Source organism: Ruegeria sp. EL01 (assembly GCF_900313035.1).
In the GTDB taxonomy this organism is placed as follows: Bacteria; Pseudomonadota; Alphaproteobacteria; order Rhodobacterales; family Rhodobacteraceae; genus Ruegeria.
Genome location: NZ_OMPS01000001.1, coordinates 158,688 through 183,197, shown reverse-complemented (window position 1 = coordinate 183,197; position 24,510 = coordinate 158,688). Strand labels below are relative to the sequence as shown.

The following is a 24,510-nucleotide window of genomic DNA, read 5'->3' as shown; positions in this document are numbered from 1 at the left end:
TGGCACTGCCGCCTTGTATCGCAGGTATGTCCAAAGACTTCGTAGCCCTGCTAAACATCTTGAAGTCAAATGAGAAGCCAATTCCAACCGGTCAAAGTCACCCGGAATACCGCGCCAGCGTCATGCTTTCCCCATAGGCACCGCACAACCCCCGCGGCCTCCTCCTTGTCAGGGTTTTCCAATGCGAGCCACGGTCTGCACAAGCCGATATCGCGCACCATGGCCCGCATCAAAAAACCTTAAACAAAAGCACTATTTCGCTGCGCCTGTGCGAAGGTCTGCTTACCACTCTGTTTTTGTGGATTCATTCACGGTAAGCACTCAATATGAAGACGCAAAGAGCACTCCCCTCTGATCTTATGTCAGTATCCGATCTAGATGCTGATGAGTTGGAAAAACTCGCCCATCGTGCGATTGCGCTTGCCGAGCTTTGGTCGCAAAGAAGAATGCCTCAGCCCCTCGTCGGGAGCCGGTTCGGCCTCATTGCCGAACTGCCTGGGTGGCGCAACCCAACTGCGCTTGCACTTGGCGTTCAGGCGATGGGAGGAAACTGCGTTTCCGTCACGGCCCGCCTCGAAGGGTCCGAAACCGTCGAAGACTTGGCGGAGTATATGGACAATTGGTTTGATCTTCTTGCCATTCGGACCCCGAGTTTGCAGCGGCTCACAGATTTCGCCAGTACACTCAAAGCCCCAGTCATGAACCTGCGCACGAACGATAACCACCCGTGTGAAGTCATCGGCGATCTGGCTTATATACTGTCGCAACGCGGATCATGGGACGGTTTGCGCGTGGCTATAGTTGGTCCAAAGGGCAATATCGCCCAATCATGGGTAGAGGCGGCAGAGGTGCTGCCGATACAACTTCTTCAGGTTTCCCCTCCGGAAATGGCACTCACGTTAGAAGGCAGAGGGCGAAATGTCTCAATAACCCAGAGCCTTGACGCCGCAAAAGATGTAGATGTCATCATAACCGATTGTTGGCCGCCCAATGCCACAGAAACGGATCGTGCTGCGCTTCTAAAACAGCGTATCGACGCAGCCCTTTTGGATGCTTGCCAACCCGAAGTTCTGTTTATTCCTTGCCCCCCTGTGACGCGTGGGGAAGAGGTGACAGCGGATGCGATGTACCATCCCAGATGTGTGGCAACACCCGCTAAAGCCTTTTTGATGCACGCCCAGAACGCCTTCGTTGAACAGGCAATAGCTACACGATAACACTCTGCCTTAGAGTTCAGTTTCCACCATCTTGATGGGCAAAGGAGCGTAGTTTCTTTAACGATTATCACGTCAGCATCGAGTTAGTCGCTGGATGCCTTGCGAGGAGCAATGCTCGACGCGTTCTCGGAATACGCGGTTCCCGTTCAACTAAACTCACGACAAGTCGCGGAAATGATGCAGCCGCGCGGATTGGATTCCCCAGTTCTCGGGTTTTGTCGCAAACTTCACCCCTACCTGTCAGGTCGAGTGCGTTTCTGGTAGCGCGCACTAGAACATGACAGGAGCAAGCCGTGACGATTTCATTTAAGGGCGCGCATTTTCCCAAAGACGTGATCTTGCGCGCGGTTTTCTTCTATCTGCGCTACGGCGTTTCCTACCGAGCTCTGTCGCAAATTCCGCCTCGATTGGCTCCCCTTCTTCTGAATGATTTCTGTTACAGAGCAAAACCTCAATCTGATTTATGCCCATAATTTAGCAATAATGATCGTTACTTTCACTGCATCCTCAAATTTCTATTATATTTGATAAGTATCGCTTATCATGTATAGTTGATCTCCCCACCAAGTTAGCGCAGAATGCCCACCATGAAGCCCCCTACCCCCTATCTTCCCGACGCGTCCCCTGCCCTGTCTCAGGCAGATCAGGACGCACTGACAGACCTTTATATCCGCGGCACTCCCGCCAACACGTTGCACGCGTATGAGCGCGACTTGCTCTATATAACCGCCTGGAAGTCCGCACGATTTGTGGAAGCGCTGAACTGGCCGGAATGCGAGGCCACTGCGCTGGCATTCATTCTCGATCACGCGCGCGATCTGAATAATGCGCTGGAAACGGATGTGGCCCGCGAAACCGCCGAAGCACTGATCGCGCAGGGCTTGCGCAAGTCCCTCGCCTGCCCGGCCCCGTCGACACTGGACCGGCGCATCGCTTCCTGGCTCGCCTTCCACCGGATGAAAAACCTTGCCAGCCCGTTTGGGTCTCCTCAGGTAAAACAGGCCCGCGCTAAGGCGCGCCGCGCCGCCGCCCGGCCCCCTGCCCCAAAGTCGCAACACCCGATCACACGCGATGTGCTGGAACAGCTTCTGGCCACCTGCCGCGGGTCGCGCCGGGATTGTCGGGACCGGGCTATCCTGATGCTGGGCTGGGCCTCGGGCGGCCGTCGGCGATCCGAGATTACCGGCTTGATGCGCGAGGATGTGTCTCTCAAGGAATTCGACAAGAAAGGTGTGATATGGATCTCGCTGCTCGAGACCAAGACCACCATCAAGGGAGAGACACCTCGCCTGGTGCTGAAGGGCCGCGCGGCGCAGGCACTGATGCACTGGATCGAGGTCGGGAAAATAGGAGATGGCCCCCTTTTCCGGCCCATCTCGAAAGCCGACCGGGTATTGAAACGCCGTCTGTCTCCGGATGCTATCTATCAGATTGTAAAACACCGTCTGAAACTGGCGGGGCTGCCGGAGAATTTCGCCTCGCCGCACGGGCTGCGCTCGGGATTTCTGACCCAGGCCGCGCTCGACGGTGCCCCGATCCAAGCCGCCATGCGTCTCTCCCTGCATCGCTCCATGGCCCAGGCGCAGAAATATTACGACGATGTGGACATCGCGGATAACCCGGCGACTGATCTACTGGGGTGAGCGCTTACTGACTGTTTAAGAATTCCCAGCTTGAGGGAAACTCCGGCTGCTGTGCCTATGTCATGTTTCCTGTCGCATCCGTTAACGTGGCCAGCGCGGAAACATGTCGCGGCAGATCACAACGGGAATGCAGGATATCAACAATGATCACCGCGTCCGGCTGATCCAGGTAGACCAGGAAATGCTCCCCTGCCCGCACATATCTGAGATCCGCCGCCGCCTCGACCAATAGAGAACAGCTACGGCTGGCCACCCTGCCCTCGGTGATGGCCTGGCAGCGCGCTATCAGCTCTTGCTCATAAAGATCGGCTTGATGTGGTCCAAACTTGTCGATGGTCCATCGGGCAATTTCCACCAGGCTGGCTTCAGCGCGGCGTGTCAATCGAAAGGGTTTGGTCACGCTTTGGTTCGTGCCCTTGCAAAGGCACGACGGATCGCATCCGCACCGCTGCCTTCTGCCAGATCTCCTGCCTGAGCCTGGGCTACGCCCTCCTGCAGGCCTTGTCTGAGAGACACCAACCCCGCCTCTTCTCGCTCCAGAAGCCGAAGGCCGGCGCGCAACGCTTCACTGGCGTTCTGATAGCGACCGGACGCAACCAAGTTCTGCACCAGTTGATCCTGCGTTTCTGTTAGTACGACATTGCGGGTTACCATGGCATAAGCCTCCTGATTGGCAATATATGCCAACGTGAGAACTTGTTCAACAGTTGGAGATTCCACACCAGGAAATTTAATCAAGCTAGTCTTATGGCCGACCTGACAGAGCAGATAGGTGCTCACCGCCTTGGCTAGGTTAACGATAGGGCCTGCGCTTTCGTACATTCTACACACGGGGCCGATCTTCCTGCCCCGAACGCCGCCCATCCGATCACCCGCGATATTCTCGAACAGCAGATAGTCACCTGCCGAGGTTCGCGCTGGGACTGCCGTGACCAAACGATCCTGTTACTTTGCTGACCTTGGGTAGATGGCAGCGTTCGGTGATCGCCGGACTGTTTCGACGGGATGTGTCGCTGAAGGATACAACGAGAATGACCTAATTTGCTGTCGCTGCTGGAAGCCAATACCGACCAAAAGAGCGAGCTTCTAAGATTGGTGCCCAAGGGTCGCGCAGCGAAGCCACTGACGCATTGGATCGAAGTGGGTCAGATCGAGGACAGCCCCTGTTACGCTCGATCTCGAAATCCGACTGGGTTCGGAAACGCCGCCTCATCCCGGACGCCATCGCCCAGATCGTCAAGAACCGACTGAAGCAGGCAGGACTACCGGAGGACTATGCCTCACCGCATGGGCTGTGTTCGGGTTTCATGACCCAAGCCGCACTGGACAGCGCCCCGATTCAGACCGGCATGCACCTACCACACTGGCCCAGAAATACGATGACGACGTCGATATCGCCGACAATCCGGCAACCGTTCTGTTGGGGTGAAACCGACATCTGTTCAACTGATACCCAGCATCAGCATTTGGTGGTTCACAGGGTAGTTCTTCTAAAGACCAGCACTGGAAGAGAATTAGCTACACTATCAATTTAGCGGGTACAGAAAACTTGCTACCAGAGCGCCGCCCGCCCTGCCCTGGCACATCAGTGAGTTTGTCGACACTCGTCGAGAATGCCCACTAACTCAGTTTTTGAGCGGTGTGAGGCTCATCACTCATTTGACCTAGTCATCTGCAACTTGAGCAAAACGTGAACGCATTGCAGCACTTCTGACAGGCTTTCACTTGGCAAAAAAGGTCAAAATGGTCGACGTCAGGATGCCCTCTGAACTCGAGTACCGAAACCAAACTTTTACTGTACCCATGCAACCTCCAAGCGCCTCTCAAGTGCCCAATGGAGGCGTGAGTTAACAGCTGTTAACTTCAGAGAGCTTGTGCAGGCTTCGTAGCGAGCCACAAGTTATTGATTTTTCTCTTGACATGAATCGGAATACAAGTGCCTAAATGTACCCAAGTTGCGCAACCATACAAAAATGAGCAGGAAAACTGCAACTATGCTTCAGACCACACCAATTGCTGCGACGACGCAGTCTCACGTTACACGTGAAATCTCTGATCGTCTACAAGTTGCACTGACGACCCACTTAACTCAGGCGTATTCCCCCGAGCTGTCAAAGACCCTCCGACTCTTCAGTGCGACAGAGGTTGCCGACCTGTTTGGCACAACCGGACAATTCTTACGAAAGGGCCATGCTGAGGGCTCTCTTCCAGAGCCGGAAGTCAACAAGAACGGCCGTCGCTTTTACTCCGGAGCCGAAATCAAAGCGATGCGCCAGATCCTTGAAGGCAGTTCCAGAAAGCCCGGAAAATACCTTCCCGGCCGTCGCGAGAGCGACCAGCTTCAGGTTATTCAACTCATGAACTTCAAGGGTGGTAGTGCAAAATCCACTTCAGCCATTCACCTTTGCCACTATCTCGCGCTTCAAGGTTATCGCGTTCTGGCCATCGACCTTGACCCACAAGGCAGCTTAACAGGATTCTGCGGAATTCAGCCGGAGATCGAGTTTGAGGGAAATTCAATCTACGATGCTTTGCGTTACGAAGACCCGGTCCCGATGTCCGAGTGCATTCGAGCCACTTACTTCCCCGGCTTGGATCTTTCCCCCGCCCAGTTGATCCTGTCAGAGTTTGAAACAGAAACTGCTGTCTACGCCCGAAAAGGCGTCCCCTTCTATAATCGACTCGCCAACGCAATTGAGGCAGTCGAAGCAAACTATGATGTAATCATAATCGATAGCCCGCCTTCTTTGGGTTTCTTGACGCTGGCAGGATTGTTCGCGGCAACATCTGTGATCGTGCCTCTGACACCGAGCATGTTGGACGTGGCCTCCACGCAGCAGTTTCTTGAAATGACCTCGGCGTACCTAGAAGAGTTTGAAAACTCCGGGATTCCAATTGTTCATGACAATTTCCGGTTCCTCATTACTCGGGACGACCCTTCGGATACTCCGTCTCAGCAAATTGTCAGCCTGATGCGGGCGCTGTTTCAGGATCGGGTGATCGGAGCAACTGCGTTAAGAAGCACTGCCATTGCCGATGCCGCGATGCTGAAAATGACAATGTACGAAGTTGTTCGATCGGAGATGACACGGTCAACCTATGACCGTGCCCGATCAAGTATGGATGCCGTCGGGCACGAAGTCTCAAATATGATTCAAACCGCGTGGGGCCGTTGAAATGGCACTTAAACAAAACAAAACCAGCATGGCTGCAGCGATTGCGGCGGCAGCCGGAAACCCGCCAATTCCTCCGGCGAAAATCGAGCGTGCCAATTCCGCGCTACCACGAGGCACCATAGCTTCTGTCCGTGTTGGTGCCGGCGGAATCCAAGAAATCGATACCTCGCTCATTTTGCCTTGGGGTCCGAAGGACAGGCTTGGAGTCGAGTTAACACCTGTTAACTCAGAAGCCGAGCCGAACTTCGATGCAGCTGTTCTAGAACTAGCCGAAAGCATCAATGAAGCAGGCGGCCAGCAAGTTCCGGTCCTCTTGCGTCCTTCTGAGGAGGTAGATGGGCACTTCGAGGTTATTTACGGCCGCCGTCGCATCCTGGCCTGTAAGCATCTAAACCAGCCTGTACGCGCGCTGGTAAGGACTCTCGATGACAAAGAGGCGCTTCAGGCGAAAGGTCTGGAAAACTCTTCCCGTGTTGATCTCAGTTATTACGAGAGGGCTCGGTTCGCCCGCGAAATCCTCAACCAGGGGTATGACCGTTCGGAAGCGATCACAGCACTTGCGATATCCAAGAATACGCTTTCGCAGTTGGAGCGGGTTACCAACGACATCCCTGACGATCTCGGGGATATGATTGGGTCGGCGCCAAAGTCTGGTCGTCCGAAGTGGACCGCCCTCGCTGAAGCATTGCGAAAGAATGCAATAACAGCGGATAGGGCAAAGAAGTTTCTTGAAACGCTCAACGCATCTGATTCCGACGATCGATTGAACGGGCTCTTAAGTAGTTTGAACCCTAAGAAAGAAGCACCGGAAATCCGACCGGCTCCAGACGTTGTCATCAAGACCAGCAATTCGGCGGTGAACATGACGATCAAAAGATCTGGAGAGAATGAAGCCTACGCACGTTGGCTTGAGGAAAACCTTGGTCAATTTATTCAGGAATCCTACGAGCGCTTCAAAGAAGGCGCCGAGGAAAAAGCGAGTTAACAACTGTTAACTCTACATGAGGCAACGAGCAAAAGGAGGGCAGCAAAAAGAAACCCCCGAAACCTAGGGCTCCGAGGGCTGAAAACCAACTAGTGGTTATAGATTTGACACCTAAACCCTAACAGCCCGCGAATCACGAGACAACAAAAAACGCCTCTGGGTGAACAGGTTTTCTTTGTCTGCTGACATAGAACCATGAAAACAATCACAGCAATGGCTCCATTGGGGGCAACCTTGTCGGGAACTTCAGGGCAGGGGACTAGTACGCCTAAAAAGTGGATACTTCTTCGCGCAGTTGAAGAGGCCAGAGAGCCGCTTGGATTGAAGTCCACGTCTCTCAACGTTCTGAGAACACTGATTTCCTTTATGAAAGGGGATCAGATTTCCATCGATCAGGATGATCACCATATCTGCTTTGCATCCAACGCAGCGATCGCCAAACGAACCCATGTCAGCGTTCAGACTGTTGAACGTCATATCTCGACGCTGGCTAAACTTGGACTTGTCCGACGCACCGCCAGTGCAAATGGTAAACGTTGGGCACGCAAAGACCGAGAGGGCAGGGTGGTCACCGCGACCGGTCTATCCCTGATGCCATTGTCAGAAAGGCATGCTGAGTTCATCCAGGAAGCCCAGAAACATGCTGACCGAGTTCTGGAGTTCACGGTACTCCGCGACAAGGTATCGGCCGCTCTAGCTCGCCTGAAGGAGCTTTTGGCAGACGATGGCTCTATCACAGATTTGATGGCCACAGTGCGCAATGCTCTGCGCCGTAAACCAGACGCAACCGTACTGCGGGACCTTCTGACTGATATCACTGTGGAAATCTCAGACATAACACCGGCAGATACTGACAATTTGAGGGGCAGTGACGGTGAAATTGAGGGGCACAAAGAGGACTCTTTGAATCCTATAGTTAAGAAAGAAAATCTTCTTCAGATTCAGGTTTCCCCTGAACAAATGGAACGCAACTTTCCTCGTTTGTGCTCAGAATTACGCTTCGCGAAAGATCAGGCACATTGTGACCGGCTTATGGATTCCATTGCAGACCAACTACGACTTGGTGAGACCTGGTATGCTTTGAAAACTACACATGGCGCAGCCTTGCGCTTCATGGTCCTGGGTTACATTACGCAACGAGTCGAGACGATACGATCGCATCGTGCTTATCTGATTTCACTGGTAGCCAAGATCGACAAAGGTGAAATGAACCCCAAAACGCTTTTGGCACCAAAGGCTTACGCCCAATCAACTCTGCCAGGTCAGTGTAAATCATCATGATAAAAGCACACGTGTTCAGGCGCTCGAGTTATGGCCTGGGTTTTCAATCCAGCCTTCTGGTAATTTCAGATAGTCGACTGTTGACTTTCAATTGGCCGGCCTCGTACTTTCATATGGTCAGAACAAAGTGGCGCTGATATGTACCCCAGATTCGCAAAGAACAGAATAGAAGAAGCGCTGTCAGACACGCGTGTCGTATTAATCTCCGGACCGCGGCAATCTGGCAAAACAACTCTTGCGACCGACATCGCCTCCGACAAAGTCCCCTTCCTGACGTTGGACGATGCAACTGTCTTACAGTCGGCCATCGACGATCCAGTCGGTTTTGTGCGCGGGTTGGATCGGGCAGTGATCGACGAGATTCAGAGGGCACCCGACCTGCTGCTCGCAATCAAGAAAACGGTTGATGATGACAGGGCTGCAGGGAGGTTTCTCCTCACTGGATCTGCAAATCTCATGACAATTCCAAAAGTGGCAGATTCCCTTGCCGGTCGTATGGAAGTTGTTCGTCTCCTCCCTCTCAGCCAAACAGAGATCCTTGGAACGAAGTCGAACTTCATCGACCGGGCCTTTGAAGCAAAGAACCCTGTCTCAGACCTGCTGATCATTGGTGACGATCTTGTTGAGACAGTTCTATCCGGTGGCTACCCGGAAGCAATTGGCAGGAAACGGTGGGGGCGAAAACAGGATTGGTATCACGATTATCTCGACGCAATTGTCCAACGTGACGTTCGCGACGTGGCTCAGATAGAACAACTCGCCGTCATGCCGAAACTCCTGGCGGTTCTCGCGGAGCACTCCGGCCAGTTGATCAACTACTCGGGGATCGGTGCTGCCATCGGTCTAAATCATGTGACCACCCAGAAATATGTGCGTGTGTTTGAAAGTCTCTATCTCGTGCACAGCCTGCAGCCCTGGTTTACAAACCGTCTGAAACGTCTCACCAAGTCCCCCAAATTGCACTTCCTGGATGCAGGGCTTTTGGCCGCAATGCGCAACATCACTCCGGATGTCGTCAAAAAAGACAAGACGCCCTTCGGGTCGATCCTGGAGACATTCGTGTTCAGCGAACTGCGCAAAATATCAACCTGGAGCCAACAAAGGTGCTTGTTTTCGCACTTCCGCGACAAGGATAGAAACGAGGTGGATATCGTTTTGGAAAACAGGCGTGGAGAGATCGTCGGGATCGAAGTCAAATCATCCGCGACTGTTTCTGCCAGTGACTTTTCCGGGATGCGTAAACTGGCCGATGCGTGCGGGGACAAATTTGTTCAAGGACTTGTTCTTTACGACCATGATCAGGTTGTGCCTTTCGCAGACAACATGTTTGCTGCACCTCTATCGAGCCTGTGGGCAGCCACGTGATGCCCACGGAAAAAGTTACGTACTGGAACATCGCGACCTAACCCACTCATCGGGGGAAACTCAGAGGCGGCATCGTAGATCTCCCGCGGTTGTCCTCGAAAGTACAAAGTTGTGGCGACAGGGGAGGGTACTTACACAACCTCTGGTCATGCAAATGATAGCATTACCCGCTGTACGAACGCGCAGACTGATCCCAATTCGTGGGCCTTGGTGTCAATTCTGTGCTCGGAATGGGTATTGATGTTGATCGAAATGAGCGGCCGCCCATGTATGCAATAGAAACGTAAGACCGCCATTGGTTGACCTCTCGTTTCATACTCTTCACTCTTGGGGGGTACTTTCTGCTGCGAGGCTGCAATGATTCACAAAAGCTTGCTTGCTGCCATTCTTACTTATTCCTGGATCGGGTTGGCTGGCCACGTCGCCGCTCAGCCACAAGGAGCTTGTGTCATAATACGAATGGAAGGGCAGGCGGTTGTTTCTGCCCGAGGAGCAGGTGCCCAACCCGCGGTCATCGGATTGGGTTTAGGGTTGAATGCGAAGCTACGCACGGACGCTGAGGCGTCGGTCACCATGGCTTGCTCTGGTGGTCTCAAAGTTGTCCTGGGTCCCGAAAGCGAGATCGACGTGCTTGGTCTGCTGGGCGATGATACGCGCCCCTTTGGACTTCGCCTGATCGATGGCATCGCCGGATTTCTTTTTTCCTCGGAAGACGGGAACGGTGTACAGATCAGAACACCTTCTGCCGTCGCCGCGGTACGCTCCACCGAATGGGCGATGCGAGTCGAAAACAGCGCGAGCGCCATCTTCACACGTGAAGGCACTGTGTTTGTTACCGCAGACGACACCGTTGCAAAACTTGGCCCGGGTGATGGTATTGATGTATCCTCTTCTGGCGAAAGTGGTTCGGTCACGAGTTGGGGACGCGCGCGCATTGAGAAATTCGACGCACTTCTAGGGGCGGAATGGTAGCAGGCGACGGGTTTCGACGCGAACGCCGCATCACCGGGGCAATCGTACTGCTGTTGAGCCTGTTGATCGCGATCTGGCATCCCGGAGACCGGAGTACTTTTTGGCAGGGAGTCGAAGGCCGGCTGCTTGACGCCAGGTTCCTTTGGCGCGGCCCTTTGGCGCCGCCGATGGGTGTAGCAATCATTGCCTTTGACGATGCCGCAATGGCACAGCTCGAAACTTTTCCACCGTCTCGATCGGCCTTAGCTGAGGTAGTGTCGAATGCCTCTGAGGCGGGTGCCGCAGCGATTGCTTTGGATTTTCTGCTGATTGGTTCGGGTGACGGTGATGAAGGTTTAGCTGGGGCATTGGCTGGGACCAACGCAGTTCTCGGCGTGGCCGAGGCTCCTGCTGATGCTGCGCTGCAAGGCCTTCAGAGTGGCGCCTTTGCGGTTGTGATTGCCCCCGAAACGGACAAGCCGTTACCTGCGCTGGGGCCGACTGATGCTCTGCGCGGCGTGGCGGAGATTGGCCATGTGAACCTACGCCACGACTCCGATGGGGCTGCACGTCGACTTAGCGCGGCGCAGTACCTGTCAACTGAAGGTGGGAACGCCTGGTATCCTGCGCTTGCCATAGCGGCCATGAAAGCTTCCAACGATGAGCTGGACTTGCAGTTGAGGTCATCACAACCAAGCGGGCACCTGTCGGTTGGGGAAACACAGATAGCGTTGGACAGGCAGGGGGCCATTCCCCTGAACTTCTATGGGCAAGCAGGCACGATTCCTACCTATTCCTTTGCAGAGATCGGCGATGCGGACCTAAGGGGCAAGATCATATTTGTTGGCGCTACTGCGACCGGGTTCGGAGACCGGCATGCTACCTCGTACGATGCCACGTTTCCCGGAGTTGAGCTGCATGCAACCTTGGCGGCAAACGTGATCGAACAGCGTTTTCTGCGACGCGACGCACTGACGTGGTCATGGGACATCGCATTGGCGCTGATGGCAGCCACGCTCGGGTTCCTAGGAGCGAGGTTGGATCGACCCTGGCTGGGAGTTCTTGCCACTGCCGCAGCATTCACTGCACTGGCCCTTGTGTTGCAAGCCGCTTTCGTCGCCGGGTGGTGGTTGGACGGGATCACGGCGGTCTTTTCACTGCTGTTCGGCGCCAGTGCCGGTGCCGGGCTGCGGCTTATGCAACATCGCCGGCGCGCCGCGAATCTCGCGCTTTATCAGTCGCCCCTGCTCGTAGAGCGGTTGGCAGATGCGACCGACCCCCGTTTTGAAGCGTCAGCACGGCCCGCAGTCGTGTTGTTTGTCGATGTCGCAAACTTCACCACACATTCCGAGAGCCTCGGCCCCGAGGGCACGGCCGACTTTTTGCGGCTTTTTCATGGTCTTGTCGAACAGTCCGTTGAACCACTGCGCGGGATCATCACGCATTTTGCCGGAGATGGCGCCATGGTTGTCTTTGGTCTGCCAAAGCCCAGTCCGGATGACGCTATTCGAGCACTATGCTTCATAGAGGTCCTGTATGCGACGGTTGGTGCAAGTTCAGAATGGCCCGGCCTCGGGTTAAGGGTCGGTGGACATGCTGGCCCGGTTGTCAACGGCGGAGTAAAATTCTGCCACGGGGCGGAGCAAAAGTCGTCCATTGCTTGGGTGGCCGACGCCTTGGCAAACGCGCTCCCAAATAGCTGGCGGTTGCCAAGGCGTCTTGGTCCGTCAGGACCAATCTTTTCCGCGTATTAGGAGTTCTGCCGAGCCCTGCTCTGTGCCAGACGATAGCTTTCTCCGTTCATCTCCAGGATGCTGACATGGTGGGTCAGCCGGTCGAGCAAGGCACCGGTGAGGCGCTCTGATCCGAACGTTTCCGTCCACTCATCGAAGGGCAGGTTTGAGGTGATCATGATGGAGCCGCGTTCGTACCTTTGGGAGATCAGTTCGAACAGCAGCTCAGCGCCGGTTTTGCTGAGGGGCACGAAGCCCAGCTCGTCGATGATCAGGAGCTTCTGTTTCACCAGTTGCTTTTGCAGCCGCAGGAGCTGGCGCTCGTCGCGGGCCTCCATCAACTCGTGGACGATTGCGGCAGCGGTTGTGAAGCGAACCGCCAGGCCTTTCTGGCAGGCGGCCAGACCGAGGCCGAGCGCCACGTGGGTCTTACCAGTGCCGCTGGGGCCGAGAGCGATGACGTTTTCGCAGCGGTCGATCCATTCACAGCGCGCCAGTTCCAGCACCTGCATCTTGTTGAGGCTTGGGATCGCCGTGAAGTCGAAGCTGTCGAGACTTTTGGTTGCAGGGAACCGCGCTGCCTTGATCCGGCGCTCGATCATCCGCCGTTCCCGGTCGATGAGTTCGAGCTCGATCAGACGGGCCAGGAACTGGACGTGATCTCTCCCTTCGGCAGCGCAGAGCCGGGCCTGCTTGTCGTATTCCCGCAGGATGGTCGGCAGCTTCAGCTTTTTGAGTTGGTGGTTCAGCAGGATCTGTGGTGTCTCCGTCATGTCGAGGCACCTGTTGTCAGGCACATGTAGCTGGAGGGTGACGTCGTCGCCACCTTGGCCCGTGGCAGATACGGATAGACATCCAGATCGAGCCTCGGCGGCCGCCGCTCCACCCGACACAGCACCAGATGCTTCACGGCATCAAAGCTGATTGCTCCCATCTGGAGAGCCGTCTTCACGGCAGCATGAACCTCCTCCATCTCGAAGCTTTCGAGTAGCCGTAGGACCTGCACGTATTCGCGCCGTCCGGCTTTCAGCATGCGCGCTTCCATCAACTTCTGAAGGGTGGTGAATGCCTTGGGCAGTTCCCATCCAATCAGAGGAGCCGCCTGCTCAAAAGCGCCAATCTTCTTCTCGATCAGCGGCAGGTAATGAACCGGATCGAAGACCATGTCCTCGCGGTCGTAGCTGCGAACATGCCGCGCGATGACCTCACCGCCACATCCGATGACCACCCGGTCAACATAGGCGCGGATCCAGACATCGCGATGGCCGTAGGCAACCGGCACAGAATAGTCGTTGGTCTTAAAGCGCAGCAGCGACAAGGAACTGACCCGGCCCGTTGCCTGGTCACAGGCTTCGAAGGACCGGGCGGGAAGCGGCGCCATGATCTCCAGGTCGCGTTGAAGCCGCCCTCCAATCGTCTCATTGTGCCCGCGCAGCTTGTCATGCTGGCGCTTCCGGCACTGCTCTTCGAGCCAGTCGTTGAAGGCATCCCAAGTGGGGAAGTTCGGGACCGGCACCATGAAGTTGCGCCGGGAATAGCCAACCAGCCCTTCGACGGATCCCTTGCCCTTGCCAGGACGTCCGTAGCGGTCCCGGATCACGTAGTGGGACAGCATCTCGCTGAACAGCCGCGCGCGCCTGCGAGTTCCGTCGGGCTCGATCTTAGCCACAAGGCACCGGTCGTTGTCGTACAGGATCGACTGCGGAACGGCCCCGAAGAACCTAAAGGCATGAACGTGCCCGTCCATCCAGGCCTCGGCCGTCGCCGCCGGATAGGCCCGGACGTAGCAGGCGTCGCTATGCGGCAGATCCAAGGCAAAGAAGTGAGCCTTCTGCTCAATGCCTCCGATCACCACCATTGCTTCGCCGAAGTCGGCCTGAGCATGGCCGGGTGCATGGTTAAGCGGTACGAACATCTCGCGATGCCGTCGACCATGTTCCCGAACATAATCCTTGATGATGGTGTAACCACCCTCGAAGCCATGCTCATCACGCAGTCGCTCGCAGATCCGCTTGGCCGTATGCCGCTGTTTGCGCGGTCGTTGCCGATCTTCCGACAACCATTGATCAATGATCCCGGTGAACCCATCCAGCTTGGGCCGCCGGATCGGTGCTGACCGCCGGTAGCCGGGCGGGACCGAAAACGCCAAAATCTTGCGAACGCTGTCACGAGATATCCCGAAATGCCGGGCCGCTTCTCGCTGGCTCATGCCCTCGGCACAGGCCAGACGAACTTTACGATACAAATCCACGGAAAAGATCCTCCCGCCCCCCTCCGTTACGAAAAGAAGGGCAAAGATGGACGACTTTTACGCCGCCCGCAGCAGGGTCATCCCGCCGCTTCCGTGGTCGACTTTCTCACCGCCGTTCTCACAAATAAAATGAGAAGGCACGAAATGCAAGGGAACAGTGGTTCAGTGCCGTGTGGGGGAAACGAACTGAGTTTGTAAATGTTACGCTACTGGCAGCAGTGTTCATTTACAGTCAGCGCCAAGAGTCGCCTTGGCCCTGCACAACTGCGCCAATGTTCGGATAGGTTTGACGATGAGATGACGATAGGCTGATACATTTTATCCGCTTCAGTGAGACGTTAAGACTGTTCTGGATGCATGGTCTAGAATTTGTATTGGGATAGATGGGAGTAGAGATGCCGGTATTTGGTGGAACAAAGGGCGGTACTAAAGGCGGTACCAAAGGTGGCACAAAGGGTGGAACCAAAGGTGGCACAAAAGGGAGTGGAGACGATCACTTGGGAAATGAGCCCTCGCCGCTCATGTCCGAAGCTTTAATGATCCAGCAAGAGGCCGTGACTGGGTTTTGGGATATCAAAAAAATTTCAAAACCGGGCGGAAAAGCTCCCTCTGACCTGAAGTATCTCTCGGATAGTATTCGCCAAGAAATCCTTGTGGGTGAATTGCTTCGGCATTTTTCTGCAAGCAAGGAGGCAAACGGCGGAAGCTTGCTTTTCCAGCAGAAGCCGATCTCGAAAATTGAACGGCCCAATTTCAAGATGGCGGAGCAAATGAAATGGGTGCGCGGATATACCGATCTGCGCAACGACAGGATTCCGGAAATTCAGCTACAACTGGACGACATGCTGTCGTTCCTGTCCGCCACGTCGTCGTTGAATGAGTATCGAAACGAACACACGTCATTCGTTCTTGCCGTCGTCCAAATTGCCATCACGACACTTCATATGCAGTTGAAACACTTCGCCTGGATGCCTCGTCCATCTGACTTTTCCGCAGAAGTTCAACCAATCATCCAGACGCCTGACCACTCTTCGTTCCCTTCTGGACACGCAACAGAAGCTTTCGCACTCGCAACCGTCCTGCACTTCCTGATGAAAGGGGAAGGCATAAAGGAAGCGATGAAAAACAGCAGCGTCCCTATCTTGTACCGCATCGCTCACCGGATCGCAGTCAACCGCACTGTCGCTGGCGTCCACTTTCCGATGGACAGCGCCGCTGGCGCCGTTCTTGGAGCCGTGTTTGGACAAACAATCATCAATCTTTGTGCGAACGGAAAGCAACGGAAGGCGGCAGTTCTCGATTTCTTCGATCCAAGTGGAAAGAACGATTTTGAGGAGAATGACGATTTCACACTCGATTGGGTGCAAAAAAAGCTTTCTGGTATTCAAACTACAAGGAACGCATACCCCAACAGCTGCCCTCTCTTTGAGGCGGAGTTTAAGGCTGCTGAGGGCGAGCGGATATGAATACCAACAATAAAACGAGTTGGACGAAATGGAACGGGGTGCCTTGCGTCCCGGGGCACGATGCGGGCGAAGAAGAAAAATGCCGCCAGCTTGATCCGTATATCCATTGGTCTCTTTTCGGGGCGGGTGAACATGACATCGGAACCGATCCGACGGCCGTGCCAGCCGGACGGTTTCAACTCGCCGTTCCTTCAAACGAGATTAAGTTCAACAGCCGGACGACGTTCGGCGATCTCTACGATCCTCTGCCGATTCCGACACACGCGCTCAACAAGAACAATTTGATCTTCCCGGCCAAGCGGCCAAAGCCGAGTAAGCTGCCCGACAAGGGTGAAGTGCCGAATGATACAATCGTGGCTGGCGTGATCGATATCGGAATGCCCCTCGGTCATTGGCGAACGCGCAAAAAAAATGGCGAAACGCGGTTTTTGTCGGCTTGGCAAATGCTGGCAAACTTCGATCACAGCGTGCGATCCGAGGTTGCCTTCGGGCAGCAATTTCACGCCAGAGACATAAACAAAAAACTCAAAGAGCACTCCGGTGGATTACAGCATGGCCCCTTGGATGAACAAGGATTCAATGCGGCGACCGGTGGCTTAGTGTTGGATGAGTTGGACGGTCCCAAGAGCCTTGGCGGTCGGGCAGCACACGGGGCACATGTCCTGGACATGGTTGCAGGAGCGCTTGAAGCAGACGAGATCGACATACGTGATAAAGTCCGGATTATCGGCGTCAATGCGCCAGCGGCTAGCGTTTTCGGGTCCAGCGGAACCTATCTCGAGCAGTTTCTTTTTCACGCCCTTCACTACATTGTCCAAATGGCGGACGCGGTTTGGCAAAAACAAAACCCCAAGCCAAAAAAAGGAGCGGTGCAAGGTTATCCGATCGTCATCAACATGTCTTTCGGCAGGCAGGCAGGTTCGAAGGATTACTACAACACCTTCACCAACGAATTGGAGAAAGTTCAGAGATTTAGGAGAGCAAACAAACTTTCGCCACTTTACTTCATTTTTCCTGCCGGCAACGAAAATCTGACGCAAAGCAATGCGTTTCTCGAGCCATGCAAAGGCCAAGAGGAAGCCATCGATTGGCGTATCCCACCACAGGACCAGTCGTCGAATTTCTTGGAAGTCTGGTGCAATGACGATCGGAGCGCTTCGACCCCTGTGCATCTTGAACTCTCGCATCCTGGCGGTTTGTTGCACGTGCCACCCCCGAAAAACGACTTGTGCGTGACACATTTTTCGGATCTGCTTTTGGATGGAGATCTGGTGGCTCGCGTTTATGTGACGCGCCTTCGATATTTGATGCTGCCGAAAAAACCGAAAGCGGTAAAATTGATCCCGGTCGACAAACTTCAGTATGTCTGCTGCGTGGCACCAACCTACCGGATTGAAAAAACGGACTCCTTCGGGAACACGAAGGCTCCTGCGCCTGCCGGCTCATGGACGCTGACGGTTAAGAACGTCGGTGAAGTACAGCTAACATGTTCAATTTCCATCCAGTCCGACCAGGCTTTGACACCTCGACGCAGTGTGAATCTGAGGTCTACATTCGAACACCCGGAATACAGGACGCACGATTACACAGGACGCCTTGTCGAAAGCTATTCGTTTCCACCCGGCAAAGACGGTCGAGTCAAAAATCTGGATATCGAAACCGAAACTCCAATTCGTCGTCACGGTACGGCGCTTGCAACCTCTGGCAATAAATACGTGGCGCAACTCGGCGGATACCGAGCTTCAGACGGGCGTCCGGCTTTCTATTCGTCAACCGGTCGAGGACGCAGGAAAGGTCAGGACGACGGTGTCAAAGTTCCTTCTCGCCGGCCGCCGGGCCTTGATGGTCGGCGGGCCCCGGTTGCGGCTTTCCCAACAGATGATGGACACGCTCATTTCGGAATTCTCGCCGCTGGCAGCTCGGATGGCTCAGTGGTTGCACTGCGCGGCACTAGCTTCGCGTCATCGCAAGCAGCGCGGGCAGTCATCAAGCATTTGGTGACAACGGGCAGTTCCCGAGACGTGGAAAAAATTCTGGTGAGCCTTGCAAGAAAAGCCGATCGACATCGCCCTCCGGAATTAATTGAGGTGGTTGGCGCTGGCCGAATATTGTCTCCGGTTCAACGCAGGATACGCCGTATGGGGTAGACACCGAAGCACAGAGTCATTGACTCGCCCCATAAGTATCCTGTTCAATTCTCCATGGGTTCTTGAAATCGTTTTCGTTGTAAAAACAAAGCGCATTGGATGACAGTAAGGATAAGCTTAGTTGGTGTTCCGCACATAGAAAGTGCAGATGGCAAAGATTTAACTCCGCGTGGCAATGTATTGCGCGGTGTGCTGGGCACAATAGCCCTCTCGCCCAATATGAAAGTCAGCCGACGTTGGCTAGAGAACCTGTTTTGGCCGGACAGTACTCATCAAAGCGCGTCAGGCAGTTTGCGTCAGGCCCTCACGACAATTAGACAATACTTAGGTCCTTTTTCGGATATTCTTGTTGCCGACAGATTGGACGTCTCGCTTAGAAGCGATCGCGTTACTGTCGATGTATTCGACAATTGTGAGATGGCATTCTCGAAGTTGCGGCGAGGACGCCAATTGCTTGAGGGAATAGACGTTCGTTCGGAGAACTTTGAAGAATGGCTACGGCTTGAACGTGCACGCTTCGACGATCAGCCAGAGGTGTACGATTCATTATTTGTTCTGGGAGCCGTGCAAGGTGCCAAGCCCCCAATTTTGCTAACGAAACAGATTTCAGAGGACGCCAGACTGGAAAGCTTTGTCGCCGAGACGATAAGTAATCAGCTTTCGCAAACCGCAACAACCCATTCCCGAACAGAAGTTCGTCTCACAAATGGTGATCTAGAGAATTCTGTTTCGGGTGCAGCAGCCAGATGTAGCATTCGCGTGGGGAGGTTTGGTCGCGACTTAGTGGCTTTAGTAAAGCTGATCTCGGAACCTGATGGCAGGGTCGTATGGCAGAGGCGCGCCGAGTTTGCAGAGGGTGATCACCAGGTAAACCTTGATGTTGCGGCCTCACTGGCCCTGGAAGCGACAGAAGCGTTTGTACATACAACCGAAAAAAGCAATGAACTGCAGAGAGCCAATGCTCTCGCGGCATCAGCTCTTGACGCAATCTTTAGCTTTGATCCTTCTAAGCTCGCCGAGGCAGACCAAAAGCTCTCCGAGGCCCGCCGCCTTGACGAGTACGCGCCCAGACCCGCTCTTCAAGCTCTTGGTAGAGCGTTCTTGGCTCTTGAGAATCCTCAATATGACGAGGATCGCCTCTTCGCCGACGTCGACGACTTGATCGGAGTGAGTCTTTCGATCGATGCAACAAACCCGGTAGCGCTCGCCTTCGTTGCTGATGTACACGACCTGGTTTTTGATGATGCCGAAACGGCAATGACACTGTTAAAGCGAGCAATCGCAAACAACCCGGGTTTGGGCTTCGCTTATGCTAGTTTGGGCGCTTTAGAGCTCCGCAAAGGTGAAGTCCGACAGGCCCATTTGTCGGCAGAGAAAGCGCAACGTCAACTGGTAAACACTTCACTGGAAGTGTTTTCTCTGATGAGGTTGTGCATCACCGGGATGCACGCCGGAAACATTGATCAGGCAATCTCTGCCGCAAAGCGCGCGGCGAAACTTGCGCCCTTATCCTGCCCGCCACTTAGACATCTTTATGCGCTTTATCTCTCAAGGGGTGAGCGCGAGGACGCGCGTGATACATTGCGCAAGCTAAAAAGGCTTGATCCTGATTTCTCAATGCAACGCATTCGAGAAGACGCGTTTTTTCCTGCACCTTCAATTCGTGGAATGGGATTTCACAAGTTGGCCGATGTAGAGCTTTGATTCGCATCAAGCCGATTGGTATTTTTCTATGAAATCAATACCGTACACCTGACTTAACGGACAGATGACGCATCCCATGGAATCATTGAGTTTGTGAGGGGTGCTTATTCGCCGCGCCTCAAACCGCCCTACGGTTTGGTGCGGCGAGTGTTCTTCTTCACGCATTTGATCCTCGGGGTCTTTCCTCCTCCCGGAAGTCCCGAGGTCGAAGCAAAGGAGTAGTGAAATGCGTGCGCGGAGATTTTCGACGGTTAGAAGACGCCTGTTCGATCTGCTTAAGACCGAGAGCGGCCATGAACCTGTCGTAGGTGACAAGGTATCTGTACATTTGGCAGTTTCAGGTATTTCGCTGCCCGTTTTTCTGGACAAAATCAACAATTCTGCCGGTTTCTCCCAGGATGGCATTTTCCTTACTCCTGGCGAGGTCGTCAACGACCCAACTGTCTTCGAGCTCTTGGTGGCGCTTTGGCAAGAATACATCGACCGCGGGTTGGACGTGGCATAAGGGTGAGACATACAATGCAGAAGACAATTTACACGTGTGGCGTGATGGCGCTGACAGCTGCATCCAGCGCAATGGCATTGACAATTGACGAGGTTGCCAGCCGGGATTTCGACGGCGACGGACAAATAGAACGCGGACCCGAGGCCGATGCCCTAGAAGGTGCCCTCGACCAGATGTCTGCGTTCCAACAGGTCAGGTTCCTCAACGACTTCATCGAGGAAGGGAAGGCCTCCGTGCCAGTCACGGAGTTCGACGACGAAAATCTATACTACGAACGGCTGGACGCAGAATGCAAAGTGAAGAAACGCTTTTTTCTACAAGACAGCATCTCGTCAATCTCTTTACTGAATCCCCGTTTATTCACCCCGTCGAAGGACGGTGCAAAGTTTTCGCTGACAGACAACCGTGAATCCAGAACAACGACGTGGGAGACGTCCGGTGCGCTTGCCTGGCTTCCACAATCCATAAAGAAGTGTCTTGGGACTGGCGAACGTGTCGCACCAAGAGGTGTATCGTTAACCGGATATGCCATCGCGCCTGTGTTGCGCTTTGACGGCAATGGAACGTCGGGAGAGGACGATGAAAGCACTCTGCAATTCGGGCTTTTGACACAGTTTCAGTACTTTGGCGGCAGGACATTCAGCTTGCAGGAACTCTCCGTTACGCCGTACTTCCAAACCGACTTCGAAGGACGAGCCAAAATTTACGGCCTATTGGCAAGTTGGAAGCCGTACAATTTCAAGCCATTTGGTAACTTTGGTGAGCGTCTGAACGGACTTCGAACGCCGGTCACAAAACCCAATACTGACTGGACCTTAGTCGTCAACGCTGAATTTCAAACCGTCAAGAAAGCAGGACTGTCGGGCCTAACAGAGGGCGAAGAAAAAGGCTGGATAGGCTTTGAAACTGGGGTTGGCTACTTCGCCCCAAAGTTCGGAAAACACGGCACGAGATTTGCTGCGGACCTTACGCATGACCATGACATTTTGAATGACGTCTCAGCGACATCTTATTCGCTCTCAGCCACGACATTTCTGGCCGATCTAAATGAGGACGCACGTCCAAGCCTTCAGCTTCTCTACGAAAAGGGCCGCGACAAAACGCTAGAGGACGTCGACAGCCTGACGATGACCCTCAGATTCGCATTTTAAGCAGGAAGGAAAAGATATCATGTCAGCTCCAAATCTCAGGAACTTTGACGCGTGGATTAATCTGCAACCGCCCGGCCCGTTTGAACTGATCGTCGTTGGCGAAGTTGAAACCAAAAGCAGCGCGGACATACCTGTTCTCACACCTGACGATGATGGCGGATTTGGCAAGACCCTGCGCTTGGTTCTGACAATCAAGAATACAGGCGGCATTGGCACCCAGGCCTTCCAATATCATGAAGCCAGATACGAACAGCGAGCGCAGCAAGGCGAATTCGCCAAAGTCGACATTCTCTGGCTCGGGGTTGTGATCGCGACGTTGCCGGTTCGCGAAGTGCATTGATCGGGCCATCCAAAGGAATTTTTCATGTCTTCTACAAAAACAAGAGTCTACGGGTATGGGAACTACGCCGCAGTTTGGGTCGACGGAGGTCCGACGGTCCGTTTGACAGCCAGCGGATTGCTTCCTTGTTCAAACTACGAAGCACGGCTCGAGAAGCGCCCCGAGCGGATCGATCCGCCCGCATGGGACATGGTTTTTTACATCGACGATCACTGTGAAAAAGGTCTCAAGGTGTTCGATGTCGACGCGCTTATGCACAACAACAGCGGTGCAACGTCGATCATCCTGCATGACGCGTTAGGCGAACAGATCGTTCCGATCAAAGACGCCACAGAGACCTGGGTGCATTCCGAGGCTCTCTACCTTGTCTATGCCCGCCTTCCGCAGCCCGACAAAGGACACTTTGGGTGCATACTGGTGGCAGAAGGCACAATAGTGACGGCCGACCGATACCGGGCATTTGGTCCTGCATCAAAAGAAGATTGCGAAGCTTTCCTTTTACAAAATTGCACTGCGACCGCTCGGAAGTCGCCGCTTGGCAATGCACTGCCATGGCGGGTCATCGAATAGCGCCTGGCGCGCCCCAAGCCGCGTCTCGGGGAGTATTGCGCGTCGTAGCGGAACTGCCAACATAGTCAGAGGATACGACATGAATATCAGAGTCTTAGCAATTTTTTGCGCTACGGCGGCAAGCCCTGCCATCGCGCAGGATGTCGGCCCCTCGCCCAAGACGTTCGCCGCCACTTACGTTGGCGTCGTTGGTCAGGGGTGTCAGGGCCTTTTGATCACCGGACAGTTTTTGGCCGCTACGCCAGGCTACACAATCACCTTGAGTGAGGCCACCGAACAAGAAAACCTGCCGACGCCCTACGCGCTCGACATGACAGCGACCCCGCCAACTGGCGTGGTGCCGCAAGTCCTGCAGCCCACAGCTGTCGTTTATGAAAGTCCGGACTTCGATCAGTGCCCTTACGGGATCATTATCACGTACGAGGGCGACACATTCATCGTCCCGTTTCTTCCTTTGTAACAAGAACCCACAACCCAGAACCGGGAGGTTGCCATGATTGATAGACGAACCCTTCTTGCCGCAGGAACGACCGCACTGATGGTGGCACCTTACCTTGCCCGCGCGAGCGCCAATTCTCAAACGCCCGTCGTTGACGGGAAAAGGGTGCGTCGACGTTTATCGTCCCTGCCGGCCGACGATCCGTTTTTCGAGGCCTACTCCCTCGCGGCCGAACGCATGCGGCAGGAACCTGACACCAGCGCACTCAGTTGGATTTCCCAAGCGCGCGTTCATGCGGACTTTTGCGCGCATACGGGAGGAGCCGTCGATCTGAACTTCTTTTCGTGGCACAGGCCGTATCTGGAAAGCTTCGAATTGGTTTGCGCCGAACTTATCGGTGATCCGAATTTCGCACTTCCGTACTGGCATTGGTCCGATAATCAAGGGCGGCTACCGGACGCGTTTTTTGACCTCAATCCTCTGAACACAAACAATTGGTCGGATGATGGCAGCTACATCGGAATGGGTTGGGGGCCAGTCAATTCGGTGAACTACCGGTACCTGCGCAAGGATCTGGGGCTCCGCGAAACACGTCTTGGCGGTTGGTTCACCGAGCAGAACATCAACTCCGCCATTGGCACTGGAAACTTCCGGAACCTTTCCAGGCTGATTGAAGGTGGCCCGCATGGCAACCCGCATGTCGCAATCGGTGGCGAACCGGCCTTGGATTTGGGGACCGATGTCGGCCACATGAGCGACGGCCTTTCGCCCCTCGAACCGATGTTCTGGCTCCATCACTGCATGGTCGATTTCATCTGGGCAATGTCCGGCATACCGGTTGCAGACCAATTGAGTGAAATCGACGACCCTGATGCAATATACTCGGGCAACTTTGTGGACGGTCAGGGAAATCCCAGAGAGGTAAGGGTCGGCGACACGTTCGATATCAGCGAACAGTCCTTCACCTACGACACGCTCGTGCCGGAATTGCAAACGGATCAACAGATCGCGTCCAACGACATTATTCGTGCAAATCAGGACAGCATCTTCGAAATAGCAAGCGCGCAAAATCTCTTCGCCGCAGCGACCGACGGGCTTGTCTCGGACAGCGTTATCCCAAGCGACCCGGCCGGGTTCGGCCTTATCACTCCGATCGCTGTCCCCTTCGAAGGATTGACCGCGCAGCTTACGTCGAAGCAACTCACGCCAAGACGTCTGGGAGGTGACGAGGTCGTCTTCGGGATTTCTGATCGCCGCATCTATGCTGAATTCGATGCGGTGAAGGTCGCGGATGTTGCACCTGCGGGTGGTTTGAAGGTCTTCGTGGATTGTCCCTATTTGACACCTGCAACCCCAACCACCGACCCGCATTTTGCCGGAGACATGAGCTTCTTCGGATGTTCACCCGACACCTGTTCCACGAAAAGCTTTCTGGTCGACGTAACAGAGCCTCTCCAGTACCGAATCGCACAAGGTTCTGTGCTTGAAACCGTCAATCTGCAAGTCTTGCCCTATGACGGGGCATCATCACCTCTGGGTGAGACCGTTGCGGATATAGGTGAAGTTCGCTTGATTTCTGGATAACT

The 24,510-nt window shown here is 54.5% G+C and carries 21 protein-coding genes and 1 pseudogene; 18 read left to right on the top strand and 4 right to left on the bottom strand.

The window, feature by feature from the left end; genetic code table 11:
* Window positions 1–326 precede the first annotated feature (326 nt).
* From D9K61_RS00780 to D9K61_RS00770, 3 genes and pseudogenes are all read left to right on the top strand, one after another.
* Window positions 327–1,217 (top strand): ornithine carbamoyltransferase, encoded by an 891-nt coding sequence (locus D9K61_RS00780; RefSeq protein WP_120631360.1) that lies wholly within the window; start codon window positions 327–329, stop codon window positions 1,215–1,217.
* 293 nt (window positions 1,218–1,510) lie between these two features.
* A pseudogene (locus D9K61_RS00775) lies at window positions 1,511–1,615 on the top strand (IS6 family transposase); the annotation flags it as partial.
* A gap of 189 nt (window positions 1,616–1,804) precedes the next feature.
* Window positions 1,805–2,860, top strand: coding sequence for a tyrosine-type recombinase/integrase (locus D9K61_RS00770; protein ID WP_120631465.1), 1,056 nt, complete (start codon window positions 1,805–1,807; stop codon window positions 2,858–2,860).
* A gap of 55 nt (window positions 2,861–2,915) precedes the next feature.
* On the opposite strand, the gene D9K61_RS00765 is transcribed toward D9K61_RS00770, so the two are convergent.
* The gene (locus tag D9K61_RS00765; RefSeq protein WP_120631359.1) at window positions 2,916–3,260 is read right to left on the bottom strand and encodes a type II toxin-antitoxin system RelE/ParE family toxin; all 345 of its coding nucleotides are present in this window, start codon (window positions 3,258–3,260) and stop codon (window positions 2,916–2,918) included.
* Window positions 3,257–3,514, bottom strand: a complete 258-nt coding sequence (locus D9K61_RS00760) for a type II toxin-antitoxin system ParD family antitoxin (protein ID WP_120631464.1) — start codon at window positions 3,512–3,514, stop codon at window positions 3,257–3,259. The genes D9K61_RS00765 and D9K61_RS00760 overlap by 4 nt, the downstream gene beginning before the upstream one ends.
* A 1,340-nt stretch (window positions 3,515–4,854) precedes the next feature.
* Between D9K61_RS00760 and repA the strand changes: the two genes are divergently transcribed.
* The 6 genes from repA (at window position 4,855) to D9K61_RS00730 (ending at window position 12,372) form a co-directional block, all read left to right on the top strand.
* Window positions 4,855–6,036, top strand: a complete 1,182-nt coding sequence (repA, locus tag D9K61_RS00755; RefSeq protein WP_120631358.1) for a plasmid partitioning protein RepA — start codon at window positions 4,855–4,857, stop codon at window positions 6,034–6,036.
* A gap of 1 nt (window position 6,037) precedes the next feature.
* Window positions 6,038–7,021 (top strand): plasmid partitioning protein RepB, encoded by a 984-nt coding sequence (gene repB, locus D9K61_RS00750; RefSeq protein WP_120631357.1) that lies wholly within the window; start codon window positions 6,038–6,040, stop codon window positions 7,019–7,021.
* A gap of 195 nt (window positions 7,022–7,216) precedes the next feature.
* Window positions 7,217–8,302, top strand: a complete 1,086-nt coding sequence (locus tag D9K61_RS00745; RefSeq protein WP_120631356.1) for a helix-turn-helix domain-containing protein — start codon at window positions 7,217–7,219, stop codon at window positions 8,300–8,302.
* Window positions 8,303–8,440: 138 nt separating this feature from the next.
* Window positions 8,441–9,667, top strand: coding sequence for an ATP-binding protein (locus tag D9K61_RS00740; RefSeq protein ID WP_120631355.1), 1,227 nt, complete (start codon window positions 8,441–8,443; stop codon window positions 9,665–9,667).
* 357 nt (window positions 9,668–10,024) lie between these two features.
* Window positions 10,025–10,639, top strand: a complete 615-nt coding sequence (locus D9K61_RS00735; protein ID WP_120631354.1) for a FecR domain-containing protein — start codon at window positions 10,025–10,027, stop codon at window positions 10,637–10,639.
* Complete coding sequence (locus D9K61_RS00730) at window positions 10,633–12,372, top strand: CHASE2 domain-containing protein (protein WP_120631353.1); 1,740 nt, start codon at window positions 10,633–10,635, stop codon at window positions 12,370–12,372. The genes D9K61_RS00735 and D9K61_RS00730 overlap by 7 nt, the downstream gene beginning before the upstream one ends.
* Here the strand turns inward: D9K61_RS00730 and istB are convergent.
* Both istB and istA read right to left on the bottom strand, forming a co-directional pair.
* A complete protein-coding gene (gene istB, locus D9K61_RS00725; protein ID WP_120631352.1) occupies window positions 12,369–13,124 on the bottom strand; it encodes an IS21-like element helper ATPase IstB in 756 nt (251 codons plus the stop codon). The genes D9K61_RS00730 and istB overlap by 4 nt on opposite strands.
* A complete protein-coding gene (gene istA, locus D9K61_RS00720) occupies window positions 13,121–14,560 on the bottom strand; it encodes an IS21 family transposase (protein ID WP_254055642.1) in 1,440 nt (479 codons plus the stop codon). The genes istB and istA overlap by 4 nt, the downstream gene beginning before the upstream one ends.
* Window positions 14,561–14,997: 437 nt before the next feature.
* Between istA and D9K61_RS00715 the strand changes: the two genes are divergently transcribed.
* The 9 genes from D9K61_RS00715 (at window position 14,998) to D9K61_RS00675 (ending at window position 24,508) form a co-directional block, all read left to right on the top strand.
* Window positions 14,998–16,068: a phosphatase PAP2 family protein gene (locus D9K61_RS00715; RefSeq protein ID WP_162946668.1), complete on the top strand. Its 1,071-nt coding sequence runs from the start codon at window positions 14,998–15,000 to the stop codon at window positions 16,066–16,068.
* Window positions 16,065–18,215, top strand: coding sequence for a hypothetical protein (locus D9K61_RS00710; RefSeq protein ID WP_120631349.1), 2,151 nt, complete (start codon window positions 16,065–16,067; stop codon window positions 18,213–18,215). The genes D9K61_RS00715 and D9K61_RS00710 overlap by 4 nt, the downstream gene beginning before the upstream one ends.
* A 99-nt stretch (window positions 18,216–18,314) precedes the next feature.
* Window positions 18,315–19,919: a hypothetical protein gene (locus D9K61_RS00705; protein ID WP_162946667.1), complete on the top strand. Its 1,605-nt coding sequence runs from the start codon at window positions 18,315–18,317 to the stop codon at window positions 19,917–19,919.
* A gap of 226 nt (window positions 19,920–20,145) precedes the next feature.
* Window positions 20,146–20,424, top strand: a complete 279-nt coding sequence (locus D9K61_RS00700; protein WP_120631347.1) for a hypothetical protein — start codon at window positions 20,146–20,148, stop codon at window positions 20,422–20,424.
* A 44-nt stretch (window positions 20,425–20,468) separates the two neighbouring features.
* Window positions 20,469–21,575: a hypothetical protein gene (locus D9K61_RS00695; protein WP_162946666.1), complete on the top strand. Its 1,107-nt coding sequence runs from the start codon at window positions 20,469–20,471 to the stop codon at window positions 21,573–21,575.
* Between the two features lie 19 nt (window positions 21,576–21,594).
* Window positions 21,595–21,915, top strand: a complete 321-nt coding sequence (locus tag D9K61_RS00690; protein WP_120631345.1) for a hypothetical protein — start codon at window positions 21,595–21,597, stop codon at window positions 21,913–21,915.
* Window positions 21,916–21,939: 24 nt separating this feature from the next.
* Entirely contained in the window at window positions 21,940–22,485 is a 546-nt protein-coding gene (locus tag D9K61_RS00685) for a hypothetical protein (protein ID WP_120631344.1), read from the top strand.
* A gap of 79 nt (window positions 22,486–22,564) precedes the next feature.
* Window positions 22,565–22,945 carry a hypothetical protein gene (locus tag D9K61_RS00680; RefSeq protein WP_120631343.1) on the top strand — a complete coding sequence of 127 codons (381 nt, stop codon included), beginning with the start codon at window positions 22,565–22,567 and terminating at the stop codon, window positions 22,943–22,945.
* 33 nt (window positions 22,946–22,978) lie between these two features.
* Entirely contained in the window at window positions 22,979–24,508 is a 1,530-nt protein-coding gene (locus tag D9K61_RS00675) for a tyrosinase family protein (RefSeq protein WP_120631342.1), read from the top strand.
* Window positions 24,509–24,510: the final 2 nt, after the last annotated feature.

Bases quoted from the DNA above. Each gene is read 5' to 3' on its own strand.
- D9K61_RS00745 (WP_120631356.1), top strand. From the start codon at position 7,217: ATGAAAACAATCACAGCAATGGCTCCATTGGGGGCAACCTTGTCGGGA.
- D9K61_RS00710 (WP_120631349.1), top strand. From the start codon at position 16,065: ATGAATACCAACAATAAAACGAGTTGGACGAAATGGAACGGGGTGCCT.
- D9K61_RS00760 (WP_120631464.1), bottom strand. From the start codon at position 3,514: ATGGTAACCCGCAATGTCGTACTAACAGAAACGCAGGATCAACTGGTG.
- D9K61_RS00700 (WP_120631347.1), top strand. From the start codon at position 20,146: ATGCGTGCGCGGAGATTTTCGACGGTTAGAAGACGCCTGTTCGATCTG.
- D9K61_RS00705 (WP_162946667.1), top strand. From the start codon at position 18,315: ATGACAGTAAGGATAAGCTTAGTTGGTGTTCCGCACATAGAAAGTGCA.
- D9K61_RS00715 (WP_162946668.1), top strand. From the start codon at position 14,998: ATGCCGGTATTTGGTGGAACAAAGGGCGGTACTAAAGGCGGTACCAAA.
- D9K61_RS00690 (WP_120631345.1), top strand. From the start codon at position 21,595: ATGTCAGCTCCAAATCTCAGGAACTTTGACGCGTGGATTAATCTGCAA.
- repA (WP_120631358.1), top strand. From the start codon at position 4,855: ATGCTTCAGACCACACCAATTGCTGCGACGACGCAGTCTCACGTTACA.
- D9K61_RS00675 (WP_120631342.1), top strand. From the start codon at position 22,979: ATGATTGATAGACGAACCCTTCTTGCCGCAGGAACGACCGCACTGATG.
- D9K61_RS00680 (WP_120631343.1), top strand. From the start codon at position 22,565: ATGAATATCAGAGTCTTAGCAATTTTTTGCGCTACGGCGGCAAGCCCT.
- D9K61_RS00735 (WP_120631354.1), top strand. From the start codon at position 10,025: ATGATTCACAAAAGCTTGCTTGCTGCCATTCTTACTTATTCCTGGATC.
- repB (WP_120631357.1), top strand. From the start codon at position 6,038: ATGGCACTTAAACAAAACAAAACCAGCATGGCTGCAGCGATTGCGGCG.
- D9K61_RS00770 (WP_120631465.1), top strand. From the start codon at position 1,805: ATGAAGCCCCCTACCCCCTATCTTCCCGACGCGTCCCCTGCCCTGTCT.
- istA (WP_254055642.1), bottom strand. From the start codon at position 14,560: ATGAGCCAGCGAGAAGCGGCCCGGCATTTCGGGATATCTCGTGACAGC.
- istB (WP_120631352.1), bottom strand. From the start codon at position 13,124: ATGACGGAGACACCACAGATCCTGCTGAACCACCAACTCAAAAAGCTG.
- D9K61_RS00695 (WP_162946666.1), top strand. From the start codon at position 20,469: ATGGCGCTGACAGCTGCATCCAGCGCAATGGCATTGACAATTGACGAG.
- D9K61_RS00780 (WP_120631360.1), top strand. From the start codon at position 327: ATGAAGACGCAAAGAGCACTCCCCTCTGATCTTATGTCAGTATCCGAT.
- D9K61_RS00740 (WP_120631355.1), top strand. From the start codon at position 8,441: ATGTACCCCAGATTCGCAAAGAACAGAATAGAAGAAGCGCTGTCAGAC.
- D9K61_RS00730 (WP_120631353.1), top strand. From the start codon at position 10,633: ATGGTAGCAGGCGACGGGTTTCGACGCGAACGCCGCATCACCGGGGCA.
- D9K61_RS00685 (WP_120631344.1), top strand. From the start codon at position 21,940: ATGTCTTCTACAAAAACAAGAGTCTACGGGTATGGGAACTACGCCGCA.